The sequence below is a fragment of the Streptococcus sp. ALY_208 genome (assembly GCF_058314295.1).
In genome coordinates, this window is sequence record NZ_JBZFUI010000001.1 from 96,480 (window position 1) to 122,759 (window position 26,280).

At 40.2% G+C, this 26,280-nt stretch carries 22 protein-coding genes; 15 read left to right on the top strand and 7 right to left on the bottom strand.

Going from position 1 to position 26,280, the window contains the following annotated elements:
- The first annotated feature begins 120 nt into the window (after positions 1–120).
- The 10 genes from rplK to galE all read left to right on the top strand — a co-directional run bounded on the left by rplK (position 121) and on the right by galE (position 13,386).
- The gene (gene rplK, locus AC4HAI_RS00550; RefSeq protein ID WP_491078148.1) at positions 121–546 is read left to right on the top strand and encodes a 50S ribosomal protein L11; all 426 of its coding nucleotides are present in this window, start codon (positions 121–123) and stop codon (positions 544–546) included.
- Between the two features lie 92 nt (positions 547–638).
- A complete protein-coding gene (gene rplA, locus AC4HAI_RS00555) occupies positions 639–1,328 on the top strand; it encodes a 50S ribosomal protein L1 (RefSeq protein WP_491110019.1) in 690 nt (229 codons plus the stop codon).
- A 189-nt stretch (positions 1,329–1,517) separates the two neighbouring features.
- Positions 1,518–2,225 (top strand): nicotinamide riboside transporter PnuC, encoded by a 708-nt coding sequence (gene pnuC / locus AC4HAI_RS00560; RefSeq protein ID WP_491078150.1) that lies wholly within the window; start codon positions 1,518–1,520, stop codon positions 2,223–2,225.
- A 151-nt stretch (positions 2,226–2,376) separates the two neighbouring features.
- Positions 2,377–4,281, top strand: coding sequence for a glycoside-pentoside-hexuronide (GPH):cation symporter (locus AC4HAI_RS00565; RefSeq protein ID WP_491110020.1), 1,905 nt, complete (start codon positions 2,377–2,379; stop codon positions 4,279–4,281).
- Positions 4,278–7,289, top strand: coding sequence for a beta-galactosidase, LacZ type (gene lacZ, locus AC4HAI_RS00570; protein WP_491110021.1), 3,012 nt, complete (start codon positions 4,278–4,280; stop codon positions 7,287–7,289). Before AC4HAI_RS00565 ends, lacZ begins: the two co-directional genes overlap by 4 nt.
- 173 nt (positions 7,290–7,462) lie before the next feature.
- Positions 7,463–8,494 carry an aldose epimerase family protein gene (locus AC4HAI_RS00575; protein ID WP_491110023.1) on the top strand — a complete coding sequence of 344 codons (1,032 nt, stop codon included), beginning with the start codon at positions 7,463–7,465 and terminating at the stop codon, positions 8,492–8,494.
- 88 nt (positions 8,495–8,582) lie between these two features.
- A complete protein-coding gene (locus AC4HAI_RS00580) occupies positions 8,583–9,572 on the top strand; it encodes a LacI family DNA-binding transcriptional regulator (RefSeq protein WP_491110024.1) in 990 nt (329 codons plus the stop codon).
- Between the two features lie 111 nt (positions 9,573–9,683).
- Positions 9,684–10,856: a galactokinase gene (locus tag AC4HAI_RS00585; RefSeq protein ID WP_491110270.1), complete on the top strand. Its 1,173-nt coding sequence runs from the start codon at positions 9,684–9,686 to the stop codon at positions 10,854–10,856.
- 4 nt (positions 10,857–10,860) lie between these two features.
- Positions 10,861–12,336 (top strand): UDP-glucose--hexose-1-phosphate uridylyltransferase, encoded by a 1,476-nt coding sequence (gene galT / locus AC4HAI_RS00590; RefSeq protein ID WP_491110026.1) that lies wholly within the window; start codon positions 10,861–10,863, stop codon positions 12,334–12,336.
- A gap of 45 nt (positions 12,337–12,381) precedes the next feature.
- On the top strand, positions 12,382–13,386 hold the full coding sequence (gene galE / locus AC4HAI_RS00595; RefSeq protein WP_491110028.1) for a UDP-glucose 4-epimerase GalE: 1,005 nt from the start codon (positions 12,382–12,384) through the stop codon (positions 13,384–13,386).
- Between the two features lie 425 nt (positions 13,387–13,811).
- On the opposite strand, the gene lysS is transcribed toward galE, so the two are convergent.
- Positions 13,812–15,302, bottom strand: coding sequence for a lysine--tRNA ligase (lysS, locus tag AC4HAI_RS00600; protein WP_491110029.1), 1,491 nt, complete (start codon positions 15,300–15,302; stop codon positions 13,812–13,814).
- A gap of 176 nt (positions 15,303–15,478) precedes the next feature.
- Here lysS and AC4HAI_RS00605 point away from each other — a divergent pair, with 176 nt between their 5' ends.
- Together AC4HAI_RS00605 and AC4HAI_RS00610 are read left to right on the top strand one after the other, a co-directional pair.
- Entirely contained in the window at positions 15,479–16,207 is a 729-nt protein-coding gene (locus AC4HAI_RS00605; RefSeq protein ID WP_491110030.1) for a DUF4767 domain-containing protein, read from the top strand.
- Positions 16,208–16,278: 71 nt separating this feature from the next.
- On the top strand, positions 16,279–17,184 hold the full coding sequence (locus AC4HAI_RS00610) for an HAD family hydrolase (protein ID WP_491110031.1): 906 nt from the start codon (positions 16,279–16,281) through the stop codon (positions 17,182–17,184).
- Between the two features lie 77 nt (positions 17,185–17,261).
- Here the strand turns inward: AC4HAI_RS00610 and AC4HAI_RS00615 are convergent, their stop codons facing one another.
- The 4 genes from AC4HAI_RS00615 to AC4HAI_RS00630 are packed head-to-tail and all read right to left on the bottom strand — an operon-like array spanning position 17,262 to position 20,244.
- Positions 17,262–17,912: an amino acid ABC transporter permease gene (locus AC4HAI_RS00615; protein ID WP_491078154.1), complete on the bottom strand. Its 651-nt coding sequence runs from the start codon at positions 17,910–17,912 to the stop codon at positions 17,262–17,264.
- Positions 17,913–17,927: 15 nt separating this feature from the next.
- Positions 17,928–18,635 (bottom strand): amino acid ABC transporter permease, encoded by a 708-nt coding sequence (locus tag AC4HAI_RS00620; RefSeq protein ID WP_491078155.1) that lies wholly within the window; start codon positions 18,633–18,635, stop codon positions 17,928–17,930.
- Positions 18,636–18,647: 12 nt separating this feature from the next.
- Entirely contained in the window at positions 18,648–19,469 is an 822-nt protein-coding gene (locus AC4HAI_RS00625; protein WP_491078156.1) for a transporter substrate-binding domain-containing protein, read from the bottom strand.
- A 10-nt stretch (positions 19,470–19,479) separates the two neighbouring features.
- Positions 19,480–20,244: an amino acid ABC transporter ATP-binding protein gene (locus AC4HAI_RS00630; RefSeq protein WP_491078157.1), complete on the bottom strand. Its 765-nt coding sequence runs from the start codon at positions 20,242–20,244 to the stop codon at positions 19,480–19,482.
- A 207-nt stretch (positions 20,245–20,451) separates the two neighbouring features.
- On the opposite strand from AC4HAI_RS00630, the gene yycF reads away from it, so the two are divergent.
- Genes yycF through AC4HAI_RS00645 form a run of 3 tightly spaced genes read left to right on the top strand, consistent with a single transcriptional unit; the run spans position 20,452 to position 23,313 of the window.
- Positions 20,452–21,159 carry a response regulator YycF gene (gene yycF, locus AC4HAI_RS00635; RefSeq protein ID WP_491110033.1) on the top strand — a complete coding sequence of 236 codons (708 nt, stop codon included), beginning with the start codon at positions 20,452–20,454 and terminating at the stop codon, positions 21,157–21,159.
- Positions 21,152–22,507, top strand: coding sequence for a cell wall metabolism sensor histidine kinase VicK (gene vicK, locus AC4HAI_RS00640; RefSeq protein ID WP_491078159.1), 1,356 nt, complete (start codon positions 21,152–21,154; stop codon positions 22,505–22,507). The genes yycF and vicK overlap by 8 nt, the downstream gene beginning before the upstream one ends.
- Entirely contained in the window at positions 22,504–23,313 is an 810-nt protein-coding gene (locus AC4HAI_RS00645) for an MBL fold metallo-hydrolase (RefSeq protein ID WP_491110035.1), read from the top strand. Before vicK ends, AC4HAI_RS00645 begins: the two co-directional genes overlap by 4 nt.
- A gap of 49 nt (positions 23,314–23,362) precedes the next feature.
- On the opposite strand, the gene AC4HAI_RS00650 is transcribed toward AC4HAI_RS00645, so the two are convergent.
- A complete protein-coding gene (locus AC4HAI_RS00650; RefSeq protein WP_491078161.1) occupies positions 23,363–24,802 on the bottom strand; it encodes a TrkH family potassium uptake protein in 1,440 nt (479 codons plus the stop codon).
- Between the two features lie 10 nt (positions 24,803–24,812).
- Complete coding sequence (gene trkA, locus AC4HAI_RS00655; RefSeq protein ID WP_491078162.1) at positions 24,813–26,165, bottom strand: Trk system potassium transporter TrkA; 1,353 nt, start codon at positions 26,163–26,165, stop codon at positions 24,813–24,815.
- Positions 26,166–26,280 lie beyond the last annotated feature (115 nt).

Here is a 26,280-nt window from a genome sequence, read left to right on the forward strand (position 1 = left end):
TGAAAAAACCTTGATTTTGTGAGGCATTGCTGTATAATAAATAAGGTATGCGCTTTGCATACTTGTGGGAGGTAAAAATCTTATCCTTACCGCCAAAACCACAAAGGAGGAAATTACAAAATGGCTAAAAAAGTCGAAAATGTCGTAAAACTTCAAATTCCTGCTGGTAAAGCTACACCAGCTCCACCGGTTGGTCCTGCACTTGGTCAAGCCGGAATCAATATCATGGGATTCACTAAAGAGTTTAACGCTCGTACAGCTGACCAAGCTGGTATGTTGATCCCAGTTGTTATCTCTGTGTATGAAGACAAATCATTTGATTTCATCACTAAAACTCCACCAGCTGCTGTTCTTTTGAAAAAGGCTGCAGGTGTCGAAAAAGGTTCAGGTGAACCAAACCGAACAAAAGTTGCTTCAGTCACTCGTGCACAAGTGCAAGAAATTGCTGAAACAAAAATGCCTGACTTGAACGCTGCCAACATCGAATCTGCTATGCGCATGATCGAAGGAACTGCACGTTCAATGGGATTCACTATTACTGACTAATAGAATCCACCTTCACCGAGTTTAAGCATAGTGCTTACGGTGTGGAAGATGAAAATCGATAGGACCACATAACACAAGGAGAAAAAGATAACATGGCTAAAAAAAGCAAACAAATGCGTGCTGCCCTTGAAAAGGTAGACACTACTAAAGCTTACAGTGTAGAAGAAGCTGTAGCACTCGCAAAGGAAACAAACTTTGCAAAATTTGACGCAACAGTGGAAGTTGCTTACAACCTTAATATTGATGTTAAGAAGGCTGACCAACAGATCCGTGGTGCAATGGTCTTGCCAAACGGAACTGGTAAAACTTCTCGCGTTCTTGTATTTGCGCGTGGTGCTAAAGCTGAAGAAGCTAAAGCAGCTGGTGCAGACTTCGTTGGTGAAGAAGAACTTGTTCAAAAAATCAACGATGGTTGGTTGGACTTCGATGTTGTTGTTGCGACACCTGATATGATGGCAGTAGTTGGTCGTCTCGGACGTGTCCTTGGACCACGTAACCTCATGCCAAACCCTAAAACTGGTACCGTAACTATGGACGTTGCTAAAGCTGTTGAAGAGTCTAAGGGTGGTAAGATTACTTACCGTGCTGACAAGGCAGGTAACGTACAAGCTATCATCGGTAAGGTATCATTTGATACTGATAAGTTGGTTGAAAACTTCAAAGCGTTTAACGATGTTGTCGCTAAAGCAAAACCAGCAACTGTTAAAGGGGCTTACATCACTAACTTGTCTATCACCACTACTCAAGGTGTTGGTATCAAGGTTGATGCTAACTCACTATAGTGAAATGAAAAACTCAGGTTTCTACCTGAGTTTTTTTGTCAATCTAATATAAAACTTATATAGTTTTGCTCTTAGGAAGTATTGCTTGAACCCCACTAAATATAGTGTTAGAATAGTTTTCTGTTGCGCTATATTTAGTGTATTTTGTTGTTTTAGAAATATCTAAAACTATTAGAACTGGAGAGATAGATGTCGACATTATCGTTTAAGCAGTCCTTCAATCTGGCTTGGGGACGTTTTAGTAAGGGTCAGAAAGTGTTTGCAGTCCTTGCTTTTTTAGCTTCGCTTGGTTTTACAATGAATAGTGTTTTACCGACCATCTTAGCCGGTGATTATACAGTTTTAAATGTCCTATCTATCATTATGTCTATTTTTGGATTTTTAGGAACTTGGACGCTGGCGATACAGTGGCAGCATACCTTTAAATTAAATGGTGTTCAAAATGTTTCTGGTGCTCTGGTAGCTGGTATGCAAGGCATCTATGGTGACATGATTACCAGTTTTTACTATTTAGTGACAGAGTTTATTGGTCATTTTTCATGGAATAAGCGCCGGGCAGATGATGGTGAGCTAGTTGTGGATAAGGCATTTGGTTGGAGAGATATTATCGTAGCGATTTTTTTCTGGACGATTGGGCTTGGGGTTCTTTCTTGGCTTATTGGTGGACAGAGGATTATCCTAGATGCGCTAACGAACGGTCTTTCTTTTACAGCTCAGCAGCGTCAGGTTAAAGGCCATCTTGATGGGTATTATCTCTGGCTTTTAGTCGATATTCTTAGTTTTATCCTTTTCTTATCGGTGGGTAATGATATTGTTGCTTTTAGCTATCTAGCTATGCTGATGCAGGGGTTTGTTGGTATTATGATTTGGAAAAATGGTCTCGGGGAAGATAGGTAGAAAGCTTTTAGTGGGCAAGTCCAGATGGACTTGCTTTTTTTATAGCTCCCAAACTCTTTAGTAAAAATATTGTTTAATTTTTACTAAAAATATTGACAAAAAATAACTTAAAAAGTAAAATGTAAGCGTAAACAAAAAGGAGGAAGCCCTTATGAGTAGAGAAAAAGGTCAAATGACCTCACGCTTATCTTATACTGCAGGTGCATTTGGTAATGACGTATTTTACGCTACCTTATCTACCTATTTTATTATGTTTGTGACCACTCATTTATTTGATAAAGGAGATAGTCACTATGTGTTGCTTATTACCAATATTATTGCTAGTTTGCGTATTCTTGAAGTGCTCATTGATCCGCTTATTGGTAATATGATTGATAATACCCAGAGTCGTTATGGTAAATTCAAGCCCTGGGTAGTTGGTGGTGGGATTATAAGCTCTATTGCTTTGTTGCTCTTATTTACTGATCTAGGTGGGTTAAATCGCACTAATCCCGTGCTTTATCTCATTTTATTTGGGATTATTTATCTCTTGATGGATATTTTTTACTCCATCAAAGACATTGGCTTTTGGTCTATGATTCCAGCACTTTCTTTGGATTCTCGTGAACGTGAGAAGATGGCTACCTTTGCTCGTATCGGGTCAACTATTGGTGCTAATATTGTTGGTGTCGTTATTATGCCGATTGTTCTTTTCTTCTCTATGACTAATACTGGTGGCTCAGGTGATAAGTCGGGATGGTTTTGGTTCGCCTTTATTGTTGCTTTGATTGGTGTTTTAACATCGTTGGCCGTCGGTATTGGGACTAAAGAAGTTGAGTCCAAACTTCGTCAATCAAAGGAAAAAACGACACTTCGACAAGTTTTTAAAGTTTTGGCTAAAAATGATCAGTTAATGTGGTTGTCACTTGGCTATTGGTTTTATGGTCTAGGGATTAATACACTTAATGCTTTGCAGCTTTACTACTTTACCTTTATTTTAGGTGATTCGGGTAAATACTCTATTCTTTATGGTCTCAATACGATTGTGGGATTGATATCCGTATCACTATTTCCAAGCTTGGCTGGTAAGTTTAACCGCAAACGTCTCTTTCTTGGCTGTATTGCAGTTATGTTGAGTGGTATCGGTGTTTTTAGTATAGCTGGTGCCAGTCTCCCTCTTGTCTTGCTTGCTGCTCAGCTCTTCTTTATTCCACAACCTCTTATTTTCCTTGTCATCTTGATGATTATTTCCGATTCTGTTGAGTATGGTCAGTGGAAATCAGGGCATCGTGATGAGTCTTTGACATTGTCTGTTCGTCCTTTGATTGATAAATTGGGTGGTGCGATGTCTAATTGGTTAGTATCTGCGATTGCCATTGCGGCTGGTATGACAACAGGAGCATCAGCAGCTTCTATTACTGATGGGCAACAATCCCTATTTAAGCTGTGCATGTTTGGTTTTCCAGCAGTAGCTATGTTGATGGGTAGCTTTGTTATTACGCGTAGGGTTTCTTTGACGGAAGAGCGTCACGCAGAAATCGTCCGTGAATTAGAGAATCGATTTAGCGTCCATACCTCGGAAAATAATGTCCATGATGATTTAGATACTTTCGTTCTGGCTACACCAGTTTCTGGTCGTTTTCAGTCTTTGGCAGAAGTTGGTGATGAGAATTATTCAGCTGGTTTTCTTGGCCAAGGTTTTGCTATTATTCCAAATGATGGCGAAATATTTGCACCATTTGATGGAACTATTAGGCAGGTATTTCCTACTCGTCATGCAGTCGGTATTGAAAATGAGGCAGGGATCATTGTGTTGATTCATATTGGTCTTGGTACCGTATCTCTTAAGGGAGAAGGATTTATCTCTTATGTGGAAGAAGGGGATCGTGTTAAAGCGGGTGATAAATTATTGGAGTTTGAAGATTCTATGATTAAAGCTAATCAATTAGATGATACTGTCTTTGTTACTGTGACAAACTCTAGCGCTTTTTCAGACTTTAATACGCTGGGCGATTCTGGCGATTATGTAGAGGCTATGGCTGGAGTGATGACGTTTCAAAAAGGAGAGGTAGAATGATTAAAACACTTGATTATAATTGGCTAAGTGATCCTCAAGTTTTTTCAGTTAATACGGTTGCGGCTCATTCTGATCATTCGTATTTTTTAGATGAAACAGAAAAAAACAGAGGCACTATGCGCCTTCGTCAATCTTTGAACGGAACGTGGCGTCTGCACTATGCTAAGAGTGCTAACCAAGCTTTGCTTGACTTTTATCAAATGGACTTTGATGAAAAAGACTTAGATTTCGTGACAGTTCCAGGACATTTGGAATTGCAAGGATTTGGCAGTCCACAGTATGTCAATACACAGTATCCTTGGGATGGAAAGGCCCATCTAAGGCCACCAGAAATTCCTCAAGAGGGTAATGCTGTTGCTTCTTATATCAAACACTTTCGAGTGGATGAAGCATTAAAGGGAAGACCGACCTTCATCTCTTTCCAAGGTGTGGCAACAGCTATCTTTGTTTGGATTAACGGACACTTTGTAGGTTATAGTGAAGATTCCTTTACACCTAGTGAATTTGAAGTGACGGATTACTTAGTAGAAGGTGATAATAAATTAGCTGTAGCTGTCTATAAATTTTCAACAGCCAGTTGGCTGGAAGATCAGGATTTTTGGCGTCTCACAGGTATTTTTCGTGATGTTTATCTCTATGCTATTCCAGATGTTCACATTCAAGATATCTTTGTAAAAGCGGATTTTGATGTTAATACTAAGCGGGGTTGCTTATCTTATGATCTTAAATATAAAGGTGAACTTAAAGGGGCTGAATTGGTCGTTGATGTTAAACAGGGAGAGACCCTAATAGGTGGTGAGTTGGAAAAAATCTCTGGCAACAACTATAGCAATTATCTTGATAATTTAGATGTCTTTCCCTGGAGTGCTGAAAATCCCTTGCTCTATGATGTTACTTTTACGCTTCAAAGGGATGGAAAAGTAGTAGAAATAGTACCACTTAAAGTTGGCTTTCGTAGGTTCCAAATTGAAGATGGGATTATGACTTTGAACGGTAAGCGTCTGGTCTTCAAAGGTGTCAATCGTCACGAATTTAATGCGAGAACTGGTCGATGCATTACTGAAGATGATATGATTTGGGATATCCAATTTATGAAAAGGCATAATATCAATGCTGTTCGCACCTCTCATTATCCTAATCAGACACGCTGGTATGAGCTTTGTGACGAATATGGTATCTATGTTATTGATGAAGCCAATTTAGAAACGCATGGAACATGGCAAAAGCTTGGACTATCAGAACCCTCTTGGAATATTCCAGCTAGTGATCCTAAATGGTTAGAGGCTTGTTTAGATCGTGCTAAAAATATGTTCGAACGGGATAAAAATCATGCCTCCATTTTGATTTGGTCTTGTGGTAATGAGTCATATGCAGGCGATGACATTGCCAAGATGGCAGATTATTTCCGCCAGGTAGATCCAACACGTCCTGTTCATTATGAGGGGGTGACTTGGTGTCGGGAGTTTGATGCTATTACGGATATTGAGAGCCGAATGTATGCTAAGCCAGCTGAAATAGAAGAATATCTAACCAATGACCCTCAAAAGCCCTATATTTCATGTGAATACATGCATACGATGGGTAATTCTGCTGGCGGCTTACAACTTTATACAGCATTGGAGAAATATCCCCACTATCAGGGTGGCTTTATCTGGGATTTTATAGATCAAGCTATCTATAAGAAAGATGATTATGGCAGGGAATTCTTAAGTTATGGTGGTGATTGGGATGATCGTCCTTCAGACTATGAGTTTTGCGGAAATGGTCTTGTTTTTGCAGACCGCACAGTCAGTCCTAAAATTCAACCAGTCAAGCATCTTTATTCAGATATTAAATTGGCTGTCACAGAAACAGGAGTGACAATTAGTAATGATCGTCTGTTTGAAGATACTTCTGATGGGTTCTTTACAGCCCGTGTCTTGGAGAATGGTCATGTTGTCTGGTCTCATGAATTTACAGCTAAGGTCAAAGCAGGTAGTCGTGAGTTTTATGAAGTAGCCTTTCCACCAGCTCAAGATGCTTGTGAAACAATATATGAAGTTGGTTTCCATCAGGGTAAAGATACTCTTTGGGCGGATAGAGGCTATGAATATGTTCGTGGGCAATTCCTTGCAGTAGAAGCTATGCCTACAGTTCAAGTATCACCTGTAAGACCTAGGATTATTGAGGGAGACTTTAATATCGGTATTCAAGGCGATAATTTTTCTATCTTGCTTTCAAAAGCCCAAAGTACATTAGTATCTTTAGTTTATAATGGTGTTGAATATATTAATCACGGTCCAAAGATAACCTTCTGGCGTGCTTTAACAGATAATGATCGTGGTGCAGGATATCCATTTGATATAGGCATCTGGCAATCAGCTGGTCAGCATAGCAAAGCTGTTAATACAGAGGTATTAGAAACAGATAGAGATGTTACGGTAATTTATACTTATCAATTATTATTACCAGTGGAGACCTTTGTAACTGTTGCCTATAGTGTTGATGCTGATGGACGCATTAGTATTAAGGCGACTTATCCTGGTCAAAAAGATTTACCAGTACTGCCAGAATTTGGATTAGAATTGGCTGTGAAACCAGAGTTTAGTGATATTAGTTATTATGGCTACGGCGCTTATGAAAGCTACTGTGATAAGTTAGATGGAGCTTATCTTGGTCGTTATGAAAGTCGGGTTGATAAGGAATTGACGCCTTATCTCATGCCTCAAGAAGCAGGAAATCACTACGGTGTTCGAGAATTGATATTGACAGGACAAAATGGTCGTGGATTAGTTGTAAAGGCGGTGGACAAAGCATTTGAATTTTCGGCCCTACCAAATCGTACGGCAGAAATTGATGCTGCCTACCATCAACACGAGTTACCCTTAAAACGTTCAACGTGGTTGAAATTGTTGTCAGCACAAATGGGAGTTGGTGGAGATGACTCCTGGGGAGCTCCTGTACATAGTGAGTTTTTACTGCCGTCAATAACTAGCCAAACATTGACAGTGGTCATTGAACCAAAGTAGTAGTTTAGCATTTCATAGGAATTACAATAAGAGTCTGGGACAAAAATCCAGACTCTTTAGCCTTATTTCGTATTTATCAGATTAATGCAGTGGGATAGCAAGATCAAAAATGCGTTTTATAGAGATTTTTTGATCTTTGTCTCACTCTCTTGTCTATATAAGGAGTATCAGGGATGACAGTGAGTATTGAAACTGTGGGTAGAATCGGAGATCGCTCTATTGATAGGATGAAACTAACTAATAAAAATAATATTTCTATTTCACTATTAAATTTGGGAGCGACTCTACAGGAATTCTTAGTTCCTAATGGGGAAAACCATTATAAAAATATTATTCTAGGGTTCGATGATCCGATAAACTACTTGTCTAGTAGTTTGTGCGCTGGTCAGAGTGTTGGCCGAGTTGCTGGAAGAATTAGAGATGGGCATCTGCCATTAGTTGATAAAAATTATCAACTGCCTCAAAATGATGGTCCCCATACGCTTCATGGTGGTGATCAGGGATTTCACAAGCAAATTTGGAATTATCGTATTGATAGCTTAAATGGGCACGATAGTATCATATTTACTTATAGAGCTAAGGAAGCTGTGGATCATTTTCCCGGTGATTATGATGTGGAAGCTCGATTTAGTTTAACTGATGATGATTCTGTTAAGATTACTTATTCTGCTAGCCATGCTAATCGACAAACGGTATTTAATCCAACCTGTCATGCTTATTTCAATCTGTCAGATGACCAAGATCTAAATGGCCAGCAGTTGAAGATTAAAAGTTCAACCTACCTTGAAACCAGGCCAGATTTGATTCCTACAGGCAGACTGCTCAATGTAGAAGGGACAATTTATGATTTTCGAGAAGGAGCGAACTTAGGTGATAGAATCATTAAAAATGGTGGATTTGATGACTGTTTTATTGTGACTCCTGGACTTAATAAAAGTCAAGTGGAACTCAGCAATCTTGAAACTGGAGAGTCTATAGAACTTTTCTCAGATAGAAATGCCCTTGTCGTTTATACCCTAGGCGGTGTTCCAGAAGGGACTTATCTGTCAAGGGATAATGGAAAATCAGCTGTTCCTTTTGAAGCAGTAGCCTTAGAAGCTCAGTATCCACCGGATGCTATTCATCATAGTTTTTTGGGAGATCTTACAGTTGATGAGCATCAAAAGAAGACTTATCATATAGAGCTGCATTATCGGAGAAGATAGTTGGAGCGGTGAAGGCATTCAAAGATTCAAGAATTAGCAATTCTTCTATGGTATAATAATGGCATAGGACTAGTACTGGAGGCATATTATGGCTACGATAAAAGACATTGCCAAAGAAGTTGGCGTCTCTGCGGCGACAGTTTCTAGAGTCTTGAATGGGGATAAGACGATGTCTGTCAATCAGAATACCCAAAGAAAGATTTTTGCTATTGCGGAAAAATTAAACTATACAAAGTATCAAAAGAAGCGTCTTAAAGACCCTAAGCTATTTACCATTATTAAATGGGATAATGCCTTTGAAGAGCTTAATGATCTTTATTACTATACTATTCGTTTAGGGATAGAAGAGAAGACAGTCCAGAGGCAAATAAAGACACAGGTTTTGTATGGGGAAGATGATTGGTCTGAAGCTAAGCATTCAAGTGGTATCATTGTTATCGGACACAATCAATACAGCGATAAACAGCTCAAAAAGATTAAAAATTTCAATAAGCCGACTGTTTTCATTGATAAGAACACTTTGCCTGAAGGTTATTCTTGTGTTACTGCTGATTTTCAAATGGGACTTAAGCAAGCCCTTGATTATTTTATAGATGCAGGCCATAAAAGTATTGGTATTCTTGCAGGTGAAGACAATTCTCCAGAGATTGATTTTCGATTGGACTACTTTAATTATTATTTGTCACAAAAGAATCTATTAAATTCAGATTATATTTATACCTGTGATTATACGAGTGAATCTTCTTATGAAAGGATGAAAGAAATTATAGAAGGTTCAGGTGAGTTGCCTGAAGCATTATTGATTGTTAGCGATCCGATGGCTCTTGGTGCCTTAAAAGCCTTACAGGAATTTGGGATCAAAGTTCCAGAGGATATGAGTGTTATTTCCATTAATAATACAGCTGTTGCTAAATATTCTACGCCTAGCTTAACTAGTATTGATGTCCCTATGCAAGAAATGGGAAAAAAGGCAGTTGATTTATTGTCTAATATCACTAATAATCCTGGTCAAGTTCCTATGATGCTCACCTTACCTACGGCTTTGATTGAGCGAGAATCATCAAAAAGATCTAAATGATAATTTACCTCATACAAATGTATGAGGTTTTTAGTTTTACTAAAAATACTTGATTTTTTTACTTAAAAATATATAATAAATATGAAAACGCTATCAAAGGAGAGTTTTATGATGGATATACAACTATTAGAAAAAAATTTTAAAACAATTTTTAATCAAGAAGCTGATGCTACCTTCTTTTCACCGGGACGGATTAATTTGATTGGTGAACATACCGACTATAATGGTGGTCATGTCTTCCCGGCATCTATTTCTTTGGGGACTTATGGTGCAGCTTGTAAGCGTAAGGATCGGCTTATCCGTCTTTATTCTGCTAACTTTGAAGATGTCGGTATTGTTGATCTTGATCTTGATGATTTGGTCTTTCGCAAGGAAGATGGCTGGACGAATTATCCTAAAGGTGTTTTAAAATTCTTGAAAGAAGCAGGCCATATCATTGATTCTGGTATGGATATTTATATTTACGGCAATATTCCAAATGCCTCTGGTTTATCCTCTTCTTCCTCATTAGAATTATTAATTGGAATTATTGCTGAAGAATTGTTTGATTTAGAGCTAAGCAGGCTTGATTTAGTTAAAATTGGTCAAAAGACCGAAAATGACTTTATTGGAGTAAACTCAGGGATTATGGATCAATTTGCCATAGGCATGGGTGCTGAAAATACGGCTATTTATTTGGATACAAATACGTTAGACTATGAATTAGTGCCACTTGATCTTGGAGATTATGTTATTGTCATTATGAATACGAATAAACGTCGAGAGTTAGCTGATTCTAAGTACAATGAACGGCGCTCTGAGTGTGAAACAGCTGTTGAAGAATTGAATCAACTGATTGCCGTCCAAACTTTAGGAGAGTTGGATGAAGCAAGCTTTGATGAATATGCCTATGCTATTAGGGATGGTAATCGCTTAAAGCGTGCTCGTCATGCAGTGTTTGAAAATCAACGCACTTTGAAGGCAAAAGATGCTCTGATATCAGGTGATTTGAAACGTTTCGGTCGCCTGATGAATGCATCACATGTCTCACTCGAGCATGATTATGAGGTGACGGGTCTTGAGTTAGATACCCTAGTCCATACTGCTTGGCAGCAAGAAGGTGTCCTCGGTGCTCGTATGACAGGAGCAGGCTTTGGAGGTTGTAGTATTGCTATTGTTCATAAAGATAAGGTAAAGAGTTTTCAAGATAATGTCGGCAATACCTATCAAAAAATTGTCGGTTATGCTCCAGAGTTTTACCTTGCTGAGATTGCTAGTGGTAGCCGTGTGCTTACAAGGAAGTGATAGAATGGGTATATTAGATCAATTTGTAAAAGATATCATAGCAGTCGGCTGCTATACTGAAGAAGATGCAACTTATCTTAAAAATCGTGTGATGGTCCTGATTGGTGAAGAAGGTGTTGGTGAAAAAGTGCCCAATCTGCCCATGATAGACTTGAAAGATAAGTTAGTTGATATTGGAGTGTCTAATGGTAAGATTGGTCCTTCGGATGGGGAAAGGGATGCCTTGGGGGCAGAGTTGATGAATTTTATTACCCCGATCCCCAGTGTTGTTAATCGGGAATTTTGGAAAACTTATCAAAGTAGCCCTGAGAAAGCTATTGCTAATTTCTATGCCTTAAGTCAGCGAAATGATTATATTAAAATGCAAGCTATTTCTAAAAATATTGCATTTAAAACGTCGTCTCAATATGGAGATATAGAGATCACGATTAATCTGTCAAAGCCAGAAAAAGATCCGAAAGAAATTGCGGCTGCTAAGCTTGCTAAGTCTTCTAAGTATCCTAAATGTCAACTGTGTATAGAAAATGAGGGGTATCAGGGACGTATTAATTACCCAGCTAGGGCTAACCATAGAATTATTCGGTTGCAACTTTGTGGTGAAGATTGGGGATTCCAATATTCTCCTTATGCTTATTTTAACGAACATAGTATTGTGCTCAATATGCAGCATATCCCTATGGTTATTTGTCGAAAAACGTTCGAGCAGTTGCTAACTATTGTAGATACTTTTCCAGGCTATTTTGTTGGTTCAAACTCAGATCTTCCTATTGTCGGTGGCTCTATTTTAAGTCATAATCACTATCAAGCCGGTCGACATACTTTTCCTATGGAAAAGGCAGAAGTGGTTCAATCATTTATTGTGAAAGGATTTGAAGATGTTGATACTGGGATTGTGAAATGGCCCATGTCTGTTATTCGCTTGAATTCTGCATCCAGAGAATCTTTGGTCGCATTAGCAGAGAAAATTCACTTAGCTTGGAAGGATTACTCAGACATTTCCGCTGATATTATAGCTTATACTGGTGAAACTTCTCATCATACGGTTACTCCTATTGCTCGAAAGCGCAATGGTAGGTATGAGTTAGATATTGTTCTTCGTGATAATCATACTAGTGATAAGTATCCTGATGGTGTTTATCATCCACATAAGGATGTCCAACATATCAAAAAGGAAAATATTGGTTTAATTGAGGTCATGGGATTGGCTATTTTACCGCCTCGATTAAAACAAGAGCTAGAAGAAGTTGAAAATTTCTTACTTGGTCAGGACAATCAAATTGCCGATTATCACCTAGATTGGGCTCAAAAGTTGAAGGCTTCTCATTTAGATGTAACAGCAGAAACAGTTACACAGATTGTTCGAGATGAAGTTGGCTTAGTCTTTACACGTGTTTTAGAAGATGCTGGTGTTTACAAATATACACCAGAAGGTCGTGCTGCCTTTAATCGTTTTATAGCTAGTCTAGGATTACAGGACTAGGAGTGGCAGCTAAATATTTCATAGAATTATACAGAGGAGATGAAAATGAGTGTACTAGTAGTTGGTGGAGCTGGTTATATAGGGTCACATATGGTTGATCGTTTGTTATCACAGGGCGGTAAAGGAGTTGTCGTTGTTGATAATCTTGTTACTGGGCATCGCAAGGCGGTTCATCCAGATGCTATTTTTTATGAAGGAGATATAGCTGATCAAGCCTTTATGCGAAAGGTCTTTAAGGAGAATCCTGATGTGGATACAGTGGTTCATTTTGCTGCCTTTTCATTAGTCGCAGAATCAATGGAAAAGCCGCTTAAATATTTTGATAATAATACGGTCGGTATGATCAAACTTTTAGACGTCATGATAGAATATGGTATTAAATATATAGTATTTTCATCAACGGCAGCGACTTATGGCATTCCAGAGGAGATTCCTATCTTAGAAACTGCTCCTCAAAACCCGATTAACCCTTATGGTGAGAGTAAATTGATGATGGAAAAGGTTATGAAATGGGCTGATCAAGCTTATGGTATTCGTTTTGTAGCCCTTCGTTACTTCAATGTGGCTGGTGCAAAACCAGATGGATCTATTGGTGAGGATCATGATCCAGAAACACATTTGCTGCCTATTATCTTACAGGTTGCTCAAGGTACCCGTGAAAAGATAATGATTTTTGGTAATGATTATGATACGCTGGATGGAAGTAATGTGCGAGACTATGTTCATCCCTATGATTTGGCAGATGCTCATATTTTAGCAGCAGATTATTTACGTAAGGGTGGTCAATCAGATGCATTTAACTTAGGATCGTCCACAGGTTTTTCGAATTTACAAATTTTGAAAGCAGCTCGTAAGGTGACTGGTAAAGATATTCCAGCAGAATTCGCTGCTAGGAGAGCTGGTGATCCGGATACTCTTATTGCCCAATCGCAGAAGGCTCGTGATGTTTTGGGATGGAATCCTCAATTTGATCATATTGAAAAAATTATTGAAACAGCTTGGGCTTGGCATTCTAATCATCCAAAAGGTTATGATGATAGAAGAGGATGAATGTCCAATTTATTTAATGGGTAGGAAATTAGAACTTTAGATAAGTATTCTTAGATTCTTTGAATAAGTTGTTCTTAAACAGGTACTAGTCAGAAATGACTTGGCATCACTGGTTGTTGAATTGAAACGAGTGTTTAAGATTGAGTATTAATTTTCTAAGTCATAAAACAAGGCCGAGACAATTTGTCTCGGCCTTATTTATATGGTCAATTTTATTTGCTAGGCGCAGTGGTTGGGAGTAAGACTTGTTGGCTATGCCAACTTTAGTCTTACCTCTGCACAATTCCTTAGGTGCTTTAGTACCAATGAACCACTGTTGATTGGCAGTCCTTATCTTGGGGCGCATTCTTATTTTCAGGCACCCCCTTAAACAGTCTGCTCTCTTGTTTTATATAGCTATCTCCTTAGTGGTAAGGAAGGTTTTATTATTTCATGGTTGGGAACAGCAATACATCACGTATAGTAGTAGTATCTGTCAAGAGCATGACTAGGCGGTCGATTCCGATACCAAGTCCGCCGGTTGGTGGCATGCCATATTCGAGGGCTTCAATATAGTCATAGTCAATACCTGTGGCTTCATCATCACCCAACTCTTTGGCTGCTGCTTGAGCTTTGAAGCGCTCTAATTGATCGATTGGATCGTTCAATTCAGTAAAGGCATTACCGTATTCTTTGGTCATGATGAAGAGTTCAAAGCGGTCGGTAAAGCGTGGATCTTCAGCATTCTTCTTAGCGAGTGGCGATACGGCCACAGGGTGTCCATAGACAAAGGTCGGTTGAATCAAGGTTTCTTCGACGAATTCTTCAAAGAAGGCGTTGATAATATGTCCAACTTCAGTATAGTGTTTTTCAACTGGTACATTTTTTTCTTTAGCGATTGCAAGGGCTTGGTCGAATGTCATTTCTTGCCAGAAATTGATACCTGTTACTTCCTGGATAGCATCAACCATATGCACACGCTTGAAAGGCTCATTGATCTTAATTTCAGTATCCTGATAGATAACTGGTAAATCTCCTTTAACAGCTTTGGCAGCGTGCTGGATAATGCCTTCTGTCAAATCCATGATATCATTGAAATCTGCATAGGCCTGATAGACCTCAATGGAGGTAAATTCAGGGTTGTGGGTAGCATCCATCCCCTCGTTGCGGAAGATACGGCCGATTTCATAAACACGCTCCATACCACCAACAATCAGGCGTTTGAGGTGGAGTTCGGTTGCAATACGAAGCACCATATCCATATTTTGAGCATTGTGGTGGGTAATAAATGGCTTGGCTGCTGCTCCTCCAGCTTCATTGTGAAGGACAGGAGTTTCTACTTCGAGGAAACCTTGGTCATCAAGATAGCGACGGATTTCTGAGATAATTTTTGAGCGGGTAACAAAGCGATCAAAGCTGTCACGGTTGGTGATGAGATCTAGATAACGTTTGCGGTATTTAGTCTCAACATCGGTCAAACCGTGGAATTTTTCAGGCAGTGGGCGAAGGGCTTTAGACAAGTGAGTGATGTGAGTGGCTTTGATGGATAGCTCACCCATATCCGTACGCATGACTTCACCTTCAACACCGAGGAAATCGCCAAGATCGGCTTTTTTGAAGATGTCATAGTTTTCTTCGCCGACTGTATCCTTACGGACGTAGATTTGGATTTGTCCTTGTCGGTCTTGAATGTGGGCAAAGCCAACTTTTCCCTTGCCACGCTTGGTCATGAGACGGCCAGCAATAGTAGCTGTCTCATCTAAGTCATGCAGTTCCTCTTTGGTCTTATCAGCGTATTTGCCTTTGAGCTCGCCGGAGTTGGTAGAAGCTTCAAAGCGTTTACCAAATGGATCAATCCCTTGCTCAATGAGGGCCGCCATTTTTTCACGGCGGACGATCTGCTGGTCATTTAATTCTTCATGGTGTTGCTGTGACATTGTTTTCCTCCAGAAAATTCTTCACATTATTTTATCATAAAATAGTAGGTATTAGTAGCGACTTGATGATTATTTTAAAGTCTGTAGAGGCTTAGAGAGTCTTCTCGCAATTCTCTTAGAAAGGTTGCTATCTCTATGGTATAATAGTAAGGAAATATTCAGAAGGGCACGGAATCATGAGACAATTATCTCAAGAAGAAATCGAATGGGCCAGAGCTTTTCAGGCTATCCATGGTCGTATGCCATCGATGGATGAGCTAGCCCAAGGGATGGACAGGGTCCGAGGAACTTCGACTGGTTTAGAGGCCCAGAAGCTCAAAGGCTCAGGGAAAAGATTTGGAAGCAAGGAGAAACTTGTCGCTAGTTTGATTATCTTTGGACTTCTAGTTATTGTAACGGTTTTGGTCTTTGAGTTAAGAGAGCAAAAGCAAACAGCAGCACATTCTCTAGTCACTTCCTCCAATCGAACCACTAGCAGTGGTGAGTCAAGTTCTCAGGTTTCTAAGAGCGAAAGGCCTTCTCAGTCTTCATCAGCTAGTCGATCCTCTTTATCCAGTAGTGCAACAAGCAGTCGCTACTGGAATTCTGATAAGGCTTCTCAGCTGTCTAGCTTTATGGACAGCTGGGGAGAGGAAATGGGGCAGCCTGATTATAAGCAATTGACGCGTATGCTGACGATTCGCTGGTTGGATGGTCGTAGTTTAGAAAGCGACTGGGCGGTTGTTGATGGTTATGAGTACTGGTATTCAACTGGTAATAAAGTTCATCGTTACATCTTTGTTATCAATAGTGCTGGTCAGTCCAAGGTTCTTTATTCACAGGATACCAATGGAGATACATACTGGGTTAAAGAAACTGAAAATCAGGAACTCAAAGATGGCTTCAAAGAGATTGTTACTGGTTAGCAGCGTCTAATTGGTAAGGTTGCCTCTTAGTTCTGCTGCTTAATTTTGAGAGATAAATTTGTGAGGATATCATGATTACTTCGATTGTTTTTGATGTAGACGATACTATTTATGACCAGCAGGCTCCCTATCGCCTAGCTATGGAGAAGTGTTTTCCAGACTTTGATATGACAGCTATTAATCAGGCTTATATCCGTTTTCGTCATTATTCGGATGTTGGCTTTCCCCGTGTCATGGCTGGCGAATGGACGACTGAGTATTTCCGATTTTGGCGCTGTAAGGAAACGCTAGTAGAATTTGGGTACCCAGAGATAGATGAGGCAGCCGGTCAAGCTTTCCAAGATGTCTATGAGCATGAGCTGGATCATATTACTATGCTTGATGAGATGCGTATGACTCTTGATTTTCTCAAAGAAAAAGGTGTTCCTATGGGAGTCATTACTAATGGTCCTACAGAGCATCAGCTGAAAAAAATTCATAAATTAGGGCTTTATGATTATATTGAGCCTAAAAATGTGATCGTCAGCCAGACGACAGGTTTTCAAAAACCTGAGAAGGAAATTTTTAATCTAGCAGCTGAACAATTTGGGATGAATCCAGAAACGACCCTTTACGTTGGCGATTCTTATGATAACGATATTATTGGGGCTAAGCGCAGTGGTTGGCAGGCAATGTGGTTTAACCACCGTGGGCGCAGTCTTAAGTCTGGTGTTAAACCCGTCTATGATCTAGCTATTGATAATTTTGAGCAGCTCTACGGGGCTGTCAAGGTTCTCTTTGACCTTCCTAATAGTAAGTTTCTCTTTGATGCTAACGATAAAGAAAATCCTATCCTTAAGATGGGATTGGAAAACGGTTTGATGATGGCTGCAGAGCGCTTGTTGGAGTCTAATATGAGTATTGATAAAGTTGTTATCTTATTACGGCTTACTGCACAGCAAGAGCGTATTCTGCGTATGAAATATGCAACACGATGAATAGAAAAAACTTACAGATCATGACATCTGTAAGTTTTTTTATATCTTCTAAGGCGCTATGTAGCTTCGGATCTACCTTATTCAGAAGCTTGCTCCCATTTACGTGATAAGTAGCGAGAGTAGCTTGAAATCCCGTAGTTGACAAGGAAGTAGGCTAGTGTAATGAGAAGGTATAAGGTGAAGATTTGGCTGGTTTCAAAGTACTTTCCCATAAGGATTTGACTTTTACCAAAAAGATCTTGCAGGGCAATAACAGAATAAAGAAAGCTAGTGTCTTTAACGACGGTTACAAACTGCGAAATAATTGACGGCAACATCTTGCGAATGGCTTGAGGTAGAATGATGATGTAGAGAATTTGAAAGTGAGTAAACCCTTGTGAGAGTCCAGCTTCTGTCTGTCCCTTATCAATGGCGTTTAATCCTCCACGGATAATTTCAGCTAAGGCAGCTGAGGTGAAAATAGTAAAGGCAGTAATACCAGCCGGCGTTGCCTTGAGTTGGAATACTAGGAAGACGATGAAAATCCAAAGTAAGTTGGGCACATTACGGACAAACTCAATGTAGATACTAGCAATAATACTGAGGATTTTATTGCTGCTGTTACGCATGACTGCTAGGATCATCCCTAAAATCGTTGATAGGATAATGATGATAAAGGCAAGATACAAGGTTGTCCACAGTCCTTCTGCTAGGAATTTGAGATTATAAGGTGCTAATAAATCTGACATTTAATCCGCTCCTCTCTATAAACTGTAGGCTTTTTTGTTAGCTTCTTCTTGGCGGCGTCCCCACTTAGCAATTGGAAAACATAGCACAAAGTAGAGAAGGGCAGCGCCAACAAATGCTGGAATATAATTAGTTGTTTCGTAAGCCCAGGCTTTGGCTGTAAACATGATATCAGCCCCCGAAATGATAGCAACCGTAGAAGTGTTCTTGATTAGGTTGACGACCTGGTTGATCATTGGTGGAATGATGATTCGAATCGCTTGAGGTAAGATGATCAGAGTCATCGTTTCACGATAGGTAAAGCCTTGCGATAAGGCTGCTTCCGTTTGTCCACGCGGGATGGATTCAATACCTGAGCGGATAACCTCAGCCATGTAGGCCCCTGTATAAATGCCAACACAAAGGACTGAGGTTAAAAAGGCAGGTACTTTGATGGCACCGTTTGTCAGGATCGAAATCCCATAAAAAACAAAGACAAAATGCACTAGAAGTGGTGTATTTTGAAAAATTTCTACATAGACACGTGCTAGGGCCTTGGCAAATTTATTGCGAGAGGAGGACATGGCTCCAAAAATTAGGCCGAGCAGTAAAGCTAGAATGAGTGCCCCAATAGCCATGCCTAGGGTATAGAAGAATCCTTTGGCAAATTCACCAAAGTTGTCAAAGTAAGCAGCCCAGCGAGATAGATCATAGGGGCTGTCACCAGCAGCTAATAAATAGGTCATAGGATCTCCTTTCTAGTTTTCTGCAGGCTGAGACGGTTCAAGATCGTAGCGTTGGTAGATTTTCTCCAGGCTTCCGTCTTGACGCCATTGGTTCAGTAAGCCATTGACATAGTCGGTTACTTCTGTGTTTGTTTTTTTAGAAGCAATCCCGTATTCCATAGTGTCAAAGCCTTGGTCTAGGATTTGGTTTTGCTTGCTGACATAACCGGATAGGATAGATTTATCGACAGAAAAAGCATCAATACGGTAAGCTCGAAGGGCAATAGCCAGCTCTGGATAGCTACCTAACTGGATATACTTAAAGCTAATATGATTGTCTTTGGCATAGGCATCTAGTGAGGCCTTGGTTGAGGAGCCCTGTGCAATTCCGATCGTCTTACCATCTAACTCTTTTGGATCTTTGATTCCAGATTTTTTGTTGACCAAAAAGCCAATTTCATCGTAATAATAAGGATTTGATATGCTGTAATTAGCTTTTCTTTCGTCATTGATAGTGTAGGTCGCTATGGTCATATCTACTTGACCATTGTCCAACAGAGCCTCACGTGTTTGAGCTGTTACGGGTGTGTAGGCCACCTTGACGCCAATATTGTCAGCAATTTTCTTGGCAATATCGACTTCCATACCGGTGTACTTGCCGGTCTTAGCATCAAAATAGCCAAAGTTAGGAACGTCTTGCTTAACACCGACCCGCAGGACACCACGCTTTTTGATCTCTTGAACTTGATCAGGAAGCTGGCTTTGCTCTTTAGCATTTGCTAGTTGTAGATGTCTTAATCCTATGCCGATGGTTAGGATTAAGATAAGACTTGTCAATAAGGAAAGTTTCTTCATAGGTCCCTCCTTACTCTGCTTCGATACGGTCGCTGGTGTGATTGATGATCTTAGATAAGAACTGCTTAGCGCGTGGCTCTCTCGGATTGTCAAAGAAGCCATCGACATCTGTCGTATCTTCTAAAATCTCGCCATCGGCCATAAAGATGATACGATCCGCTACACTGCGGGCAAAGCCCATCTCATGGGTAACCACTACCATATTCATGCCTTCTTTGGCTAAATTTTGCATAACTGTTAAGACATCACCGATGGTTTCAGGATCCAGGGCTGATGTTGGTTCATCAAAGAGCAGGAGTTCCGGCTTCATAGCTAAGCCACGGGCAATGGCGACACGTTGCTTTTGCCCCCCAGAAAGCATGCCTGGATAGGAGTCCTTGCGGTCCCACATATTAACATAGGTAAGATATTTTTCGGCGAGTTCAGTCGCTTCTTTTTCACTCATACCAAGAACACGTACAGGGGCTAAGATGACGTTTTCTAAAACGGTTTTATGGGGATAGAGGTTGAAGTGCTGAAAGACCATTCCGACTTCTTTACGCAGTTGAACAAGCTCCTTATTGGAAGCGTTGGAAACTTGGTGGCCATTGACCGTTAAACTCCCTTGGTCGATACTCTCAAGTGCGTTCATGGTGCGAATCAGTGTTGATTTACCAGAACCTGAAGGGCCAAGTAGTACGACGACCTGACCTTTTTCAATGTTTACATTGATATTGCGGAGCGCATGATAGTCACCGTAGTATTTTTCAACATTTTTGTATTCAATTAGGGCCATGATTACCTCCACTCGAATTTTTATTGATAGATGTCAGAATTTCTGACATTGTAAACAGTCTACTATAATTGTCGATAGTTGTCAATATTTTCTGAAAATTTATAGCGTGAAAGGGATCTTAAGACTTCTTATGTTTGCCTAAGTGGAAAAAAATCTGTTATAATAAGTCTTAAGTACCATCGTAGGTTTAGAAAAGGAGAGAGTAGCATGAAAAAGATTTTAGTGGTTGATGATGAAAAACCAATTTCTGATATTATTAAATTTAATTTGATTAAAGAAGGGTATGAGGTTGTTACAGCTTTTGATGGCCGTGAAGCCCTAGAGAAGTTTGAGGAGACCAATCCTGATTTGATTATCCTGGATTGGATGCTGCCAGAGCTTGAGGGGCTTGAGGTAGCCAAGGAAATTCGCAAGAGCAGCCATATTCCTATTATTATGTTGTCTGCTAAAGACAGCGAATTTGACAAGGTCATTGGATTGGAAATTGGTGCGGATGACTATGTGACCAAGCCGTTTTCAAATCGTGAACTATTGGCACGTATCAAGGCTCATCTTCGTCGTACGGAAACGATTGAGACAGCAGTGGCAGAAGAAAATAATAGCTCAGATAATGAGTTGAATATCGGTGACCTTCAGATTATTCCAGATGCCTTTGTTGCCAAGAAGCGTGATAAGGAAATTGAGCTGACCCACCGGGAGTTTGAGCTGCTGCACCATTTGGCTACTCATATTGGCCAAGTGATGACACGTGAACATTTGCTGGAGTCTGTCTGGGGATATGACTATTTTGGAGATGTTCGTACGGTTGATGTTACAATTCGTCGTTTGCGTGAAAAAATAGAGGACACACCTAGCCGCCCAGAATATATTTTAACCCGCCGTGGTGTCGGTTATTATATGAAATCATATGACTAATAATTTTTGGATTAAAAATGTAAATACTTTTGAGTTTGCCTTACTCATCCTGTTAGCCTTCGTATCTGTTTATTTTATTTACTTGGCCTTTAGGGAATACCGTAATACTAAGACGATCAGAATGATCAGTAAAAAAATTACGGATTTGATCGGTGGTGACTATACGGAGGATTTGGAGTTAAAAGGTGATCGCGAGTTGATTGATCTGGGGAAAAATGTCAACGATCTTTCAGATGTCTTACGTCTAACCCATGAACATCTCTCGCAAGAGCGTAATCGATTGGCCTCCGTCCTCTCTTATATGAGTGACGGAGTTTTAGCGACCAATCGTGTGGGTAAGATCATCATGATCAATGAAACCGCTCAAAAACAGCTCAATCTTACTCGGGAAGAAGCTCTAGATATGAATATTATGGAGCTGATCGATGGAGATGACTATAGTTTTAGAGATTTGATTACTCATACGCCTGAGATAACGATCAATCGGCGAAATGAATATGACGAATTTATCACTCTGAGGATTAACTTTGCTCTCAATCGCCGTGAAAGTGGCTTTATTTCAGGTCTTGTAGCAGTTTTGCATGATACAACGGAGCAGGAAAAAGAGGAGCGGGAACGCCGTCTCTTTGTCTCAACGGTGAGTCATGAGCTGCGTACCCCTTTGACTTCAGTTAAATCCTACTTGGAAGCTCTTAATGAAGGCGCCTTACAGGAGGATGTAGCACCAAGTTTTATTCAGGTCTCTCTTGATGAGACCAATCGGATGATGCGGATGATTTCGGATCTTTTGCAGCTGTCTCGTATTGATAATGATAATAGTCATTTGGAGATTGAGATGATTAATTTCACAGCCTTTATGGATGTTATTTTGGATCGTTTCGATCAAATCAAACAGCAGCAAGATTCTGATAAGGACTATGAAATCATCAGGAATTATACCTCCAATCCGATTTGGATCGAGATCGATACAGATAAGATCAATCAGGTCCTGGATAATATCCTTAATAATGCTATTAAATATTCTCCAGATGGTGGGAAGATTTCAGTTGTGATGACCACCACTGAAAGTCAGTTGATTATCTCTATTTCTGACCAAGGTTTAGGGATTCCTAAGAAGGATCTTCCGATGATCTTTGATCGTTTTTATCGTGTGGATAAGGCTAGAAGTCGTGCTCAAGGTGGTACAGGTCTTGGTTTATCGATTGCTAAGGAGATTGTTAAGCTGCATGACGGCTTTATCTGGGCCAAGAGTGACTATGGAGAAGGTTCGACCTTCACGATTGTTTTACCTTATGATAAGGATGCTGGCTTAGAGGATGACTGGGGAGGAGATGATGATATCGAATGAGCAGTGATGGCTTTAAATACAGTATCTTGGCCTCAGGATCAAGTGGCAATTCCTTTTATTTAGAAACACCGCAGAAAAAAATTTTAATTGATGCTGGTCTATCCGGTAAAAAGATCACAAGTCTTTTATCTGAGATTGATCGTAAGCCAGAGGATTTAGATGCTATTTTAGTGACCCATGAGCATAAGGACCATATCCACGGTGTCGGTGTTCTGGCACGAAAATATGACTTGCCGATCTACGCTAATGAAAAAACCTGGCAAATTATGGATGAGCATAATATGTTGGGTAAAATTAATCCTGAGCTGAAGCGTATTTTTGGGCGAGGGAAACTCATAACCTTTGGAGACATAGATATTGAGAGTTTTGGTGTCAGTCATGATGCTGTGGATCCACAATTCTATCGTTTTATGAAGGATAATAAGAGCTTTGTTATGCTGACAGATACTGGTTATGTCAGTGATCGTATGGCTGGCTTTATTGAAAATGCGGATGGCTATCTGATCGAGTCTAATCATGATGTGGAAATCTTGCGCTCCGGAGCTTATCCTTGGAGTCTCAAGCAGAGAATACTATCTGATCGTGGTCATTTGTCCAATGAAGATGGCTCAGAGACGATGATCAGGACTATCGGTCGTAAGACTAAGAAGATTTACCTAGGGCATCTGAGTAAGGAAAATAATATCAAGGAATTAGCGCATATGACAATGGAGAATAATCTTGCGCAAGCTGATTTTGGCGTTGGCCATGATTTTCAAGTCTTGGATACATCTCCAGATGAAGCGAGTCCACTGACAGATATATAAAAAAATCAATCTCTTTCTTGAGATTGATTTTTTTTATTGTATCTGTTTCTTAATACTTGGACCAGGTCTTTGGGATAAAGAGTAAGAGCAGGGGATAGATTTCTAAACGTCCAGCGATCATGGCAAAAGACATGAGGAGTTTGGCCCAAGGGCTAAAAATATCAAAAGTTTTAGCTGTTCCCAGCATAGGTCCAATATTATTGAAGGTCGAAGCAGCAGCACTGAAGACAATCATAAAATTATTTTGATCGATACTGAGTAAGAGTACGAGAGTGAGGAAAATCATGGTATAAACGGCTAGGTACTTCAAAACGCTGTGTTGGGTATCTTTATCGAGAGGACTTTTATTGATATGAAGTGAAAAAACACGATTGGGGTAGAGATTTTTAAGCACTTGATTGCGTGCAATCTTAGCTGTAATCAGTCCCCGCATGACCTTGAAACCACCTGCTGTGGAGCCTGCAGATCCTCCGATAAACATGAGAAGCAGCAGGATAATTTGTGAAAATAGAGGCCATTTCGTGAGGTCGGTAATCCCAAATCCGGTTGTTGTCATGACATTAGCTACTTCAAAGAAACTGTACTCTAGGCTGTTGTGCCAAGAACCGTAGAGGCTAAAGATATTCAAGAAAATAAGAACTGTTGCTATGATAACAATACCGATATAAGTCTTGAGTTCCTCATCGCCGAAGAAGCTCTTGAATTTACGTAATAAAAGGAAATAATAGAGATTGAAATTCACTCCAAAGATTAGGGTTCCGGTTGCCACAACTGTAGAAATGAGGCTACTGTTGTAATGGGCAATACTGTCATTGTAGACTGCAAACCCGCCGGTACCAGCCCCTCCCATAGCTGTGATCAAGCTATCGTAGAGAGGCATGCCAACTAACCATAGAATCAAGGCGAAGATGACGAACATAGCCAGATAAATAATATAGAGGATCTGGGCGGTACTTTTGAGTTTAGAAACCACCTTGCCAAAGATAGGACCGGGGACTTCAGCCCTCATAATTTCTAAGTGGGCATTCTTAGAATTTTCCATAATAGCTAGAGCAAAGACCAGTACCCCCATCCCACCGATGAGATGGGTGAAACTTCTCCAAAATAAGAGGGAGTGTGATAGAACAGCCACATCAGGAAGGATAGTAGCCCCAGTCGTCGTAAATCCCGAGCTGACTTCAAAGAAGGCATCGATTAGGCTGGGAATCTGTCCTGAAAAAACGAAGGGCAAAGCGCCAAAGAAGGACCATAGAATCCAGCATAGGGATACGATTAAGAGCCCTTCTTTACTATAGATTTGGTATTTTTTAGGTTTGAAATAGCTGCCGATACCACCTAAGATCAGTAAAATACCGATTGTTGCTAGAATACTGAGGACAACAGTTGGCTCCTCTTTGTAACCAAGAGCAAGGACGAGCGGGACAAGTAACAATCCAGCTTCAATTAACATGAGCTTAGACAGGAGATAACGGACCATAGAACGATTCATCTAGGCGACCTCACTTTTCTAATAAATCATAAATGTCTGTGACATTTGATTGAAGGGTGACGAGGATGATTTTATCCCCCACTTCGTAGGTATCCTGTCCAGTAGGAAAAATAACTTGTCCTTTGCGAATAATGGCGGCTACCAGTACCCCTTTTTTAAGTTTGATTTCTGAGATATGCTTACCAGCCACCTTATTTTTAGGACGGATTTCAAACTGTAGGGTTTCAATTCGCCCATTAGCAATATGATGGATGGCGTCAAGCGAGGAGGATTCTTGGGCATTATCACGCCCTCTGATGAAGTGCATCATGTTGTCAACAGCAATAGATTTTGGCGTTACAATACTAGAAAAGCTATCTGTATCGATAATCTCTAAGAGACTGGTTCGATTGACCTTAGTAATATTCTTTTCAATTCCCAGGGTGTTGAGGAACATGGAAGAGATGATGTTTTCTTCATCGACACCCGTCAGGGTTGCGACGGCATCGTAATTTTCTACGCCTTCTTCCACTAAGATGTTTTTGGCTGTTCCATCCCCTTGGATGATTGGAATTTCTGGGAATTCCTGACTGAAGAAGCGACTTCTATTTTCATTGATTTCGATAACCTTGAGCTTCATTTTGGTATGGCGGAGGATATTGAGCAGGTAGTAGCTGATACGGCCTGCGCCGACAATCATGAGATTTTTGAGAACCTTACTCTTAACAAAGTTGTGAAAGAGAATCATTTCCACACGATTACCTGTGACGAAAATTTTATCACCAGTTTCGATAGTCGCTTCGCCATCAGGGATAGTGATGTCTTCACCACGTTGGATGGCGCAGACAACAATATTACCGAATTTTTGTCGGAATTGCTCCAGACTCATATTACACAGGCGACTGTTTTCAGAGATTTTAAATTCCATCATCATAATGCGTCCGTTGACAAAGTGCTCAACAGAGAGTGCTCCTGGGAAGTCAACGGCATTAGCAATCTGACGGGCTGTCAGGAGCTCAGGATTGACAACCATTGAAAAACCTAAGAAATTTTGTTCTTTAAAATAGCTGTTAGAATACTCAGGATTGCGGACGCGGACAATGGTCTCTTTAGCCCCCATTTTTTTGGCTAGGACGGCTGAGATCATATTGACTTCATCTTGATTGGTCATAGCGACAAAAATGTCGCAATTTTTAACGTCTGCTTGTTCGAGGATTTTAAAGTTGGCCCCATTACCGACCAAGCCCATGATATCTAGGCGTTTGGTCAGGTGATTGAGGACTTCCTCTTTTTCCTCGATCAGGGTAATATCATGCTGTTCTTGTACTAGGGATCGGCAGAGGGCAGTCCCTACTTTACCACCACCAACAACAATAATTTTCATGTTTATTCCTCATCTTATTAACTAGCGAAAAGTCGCTTTAAACTAGTATACTATCATACTCTTTTTTTGGAGAAATTGCATCAAAATTATTAAAAAAATATAGGGGTGACATATC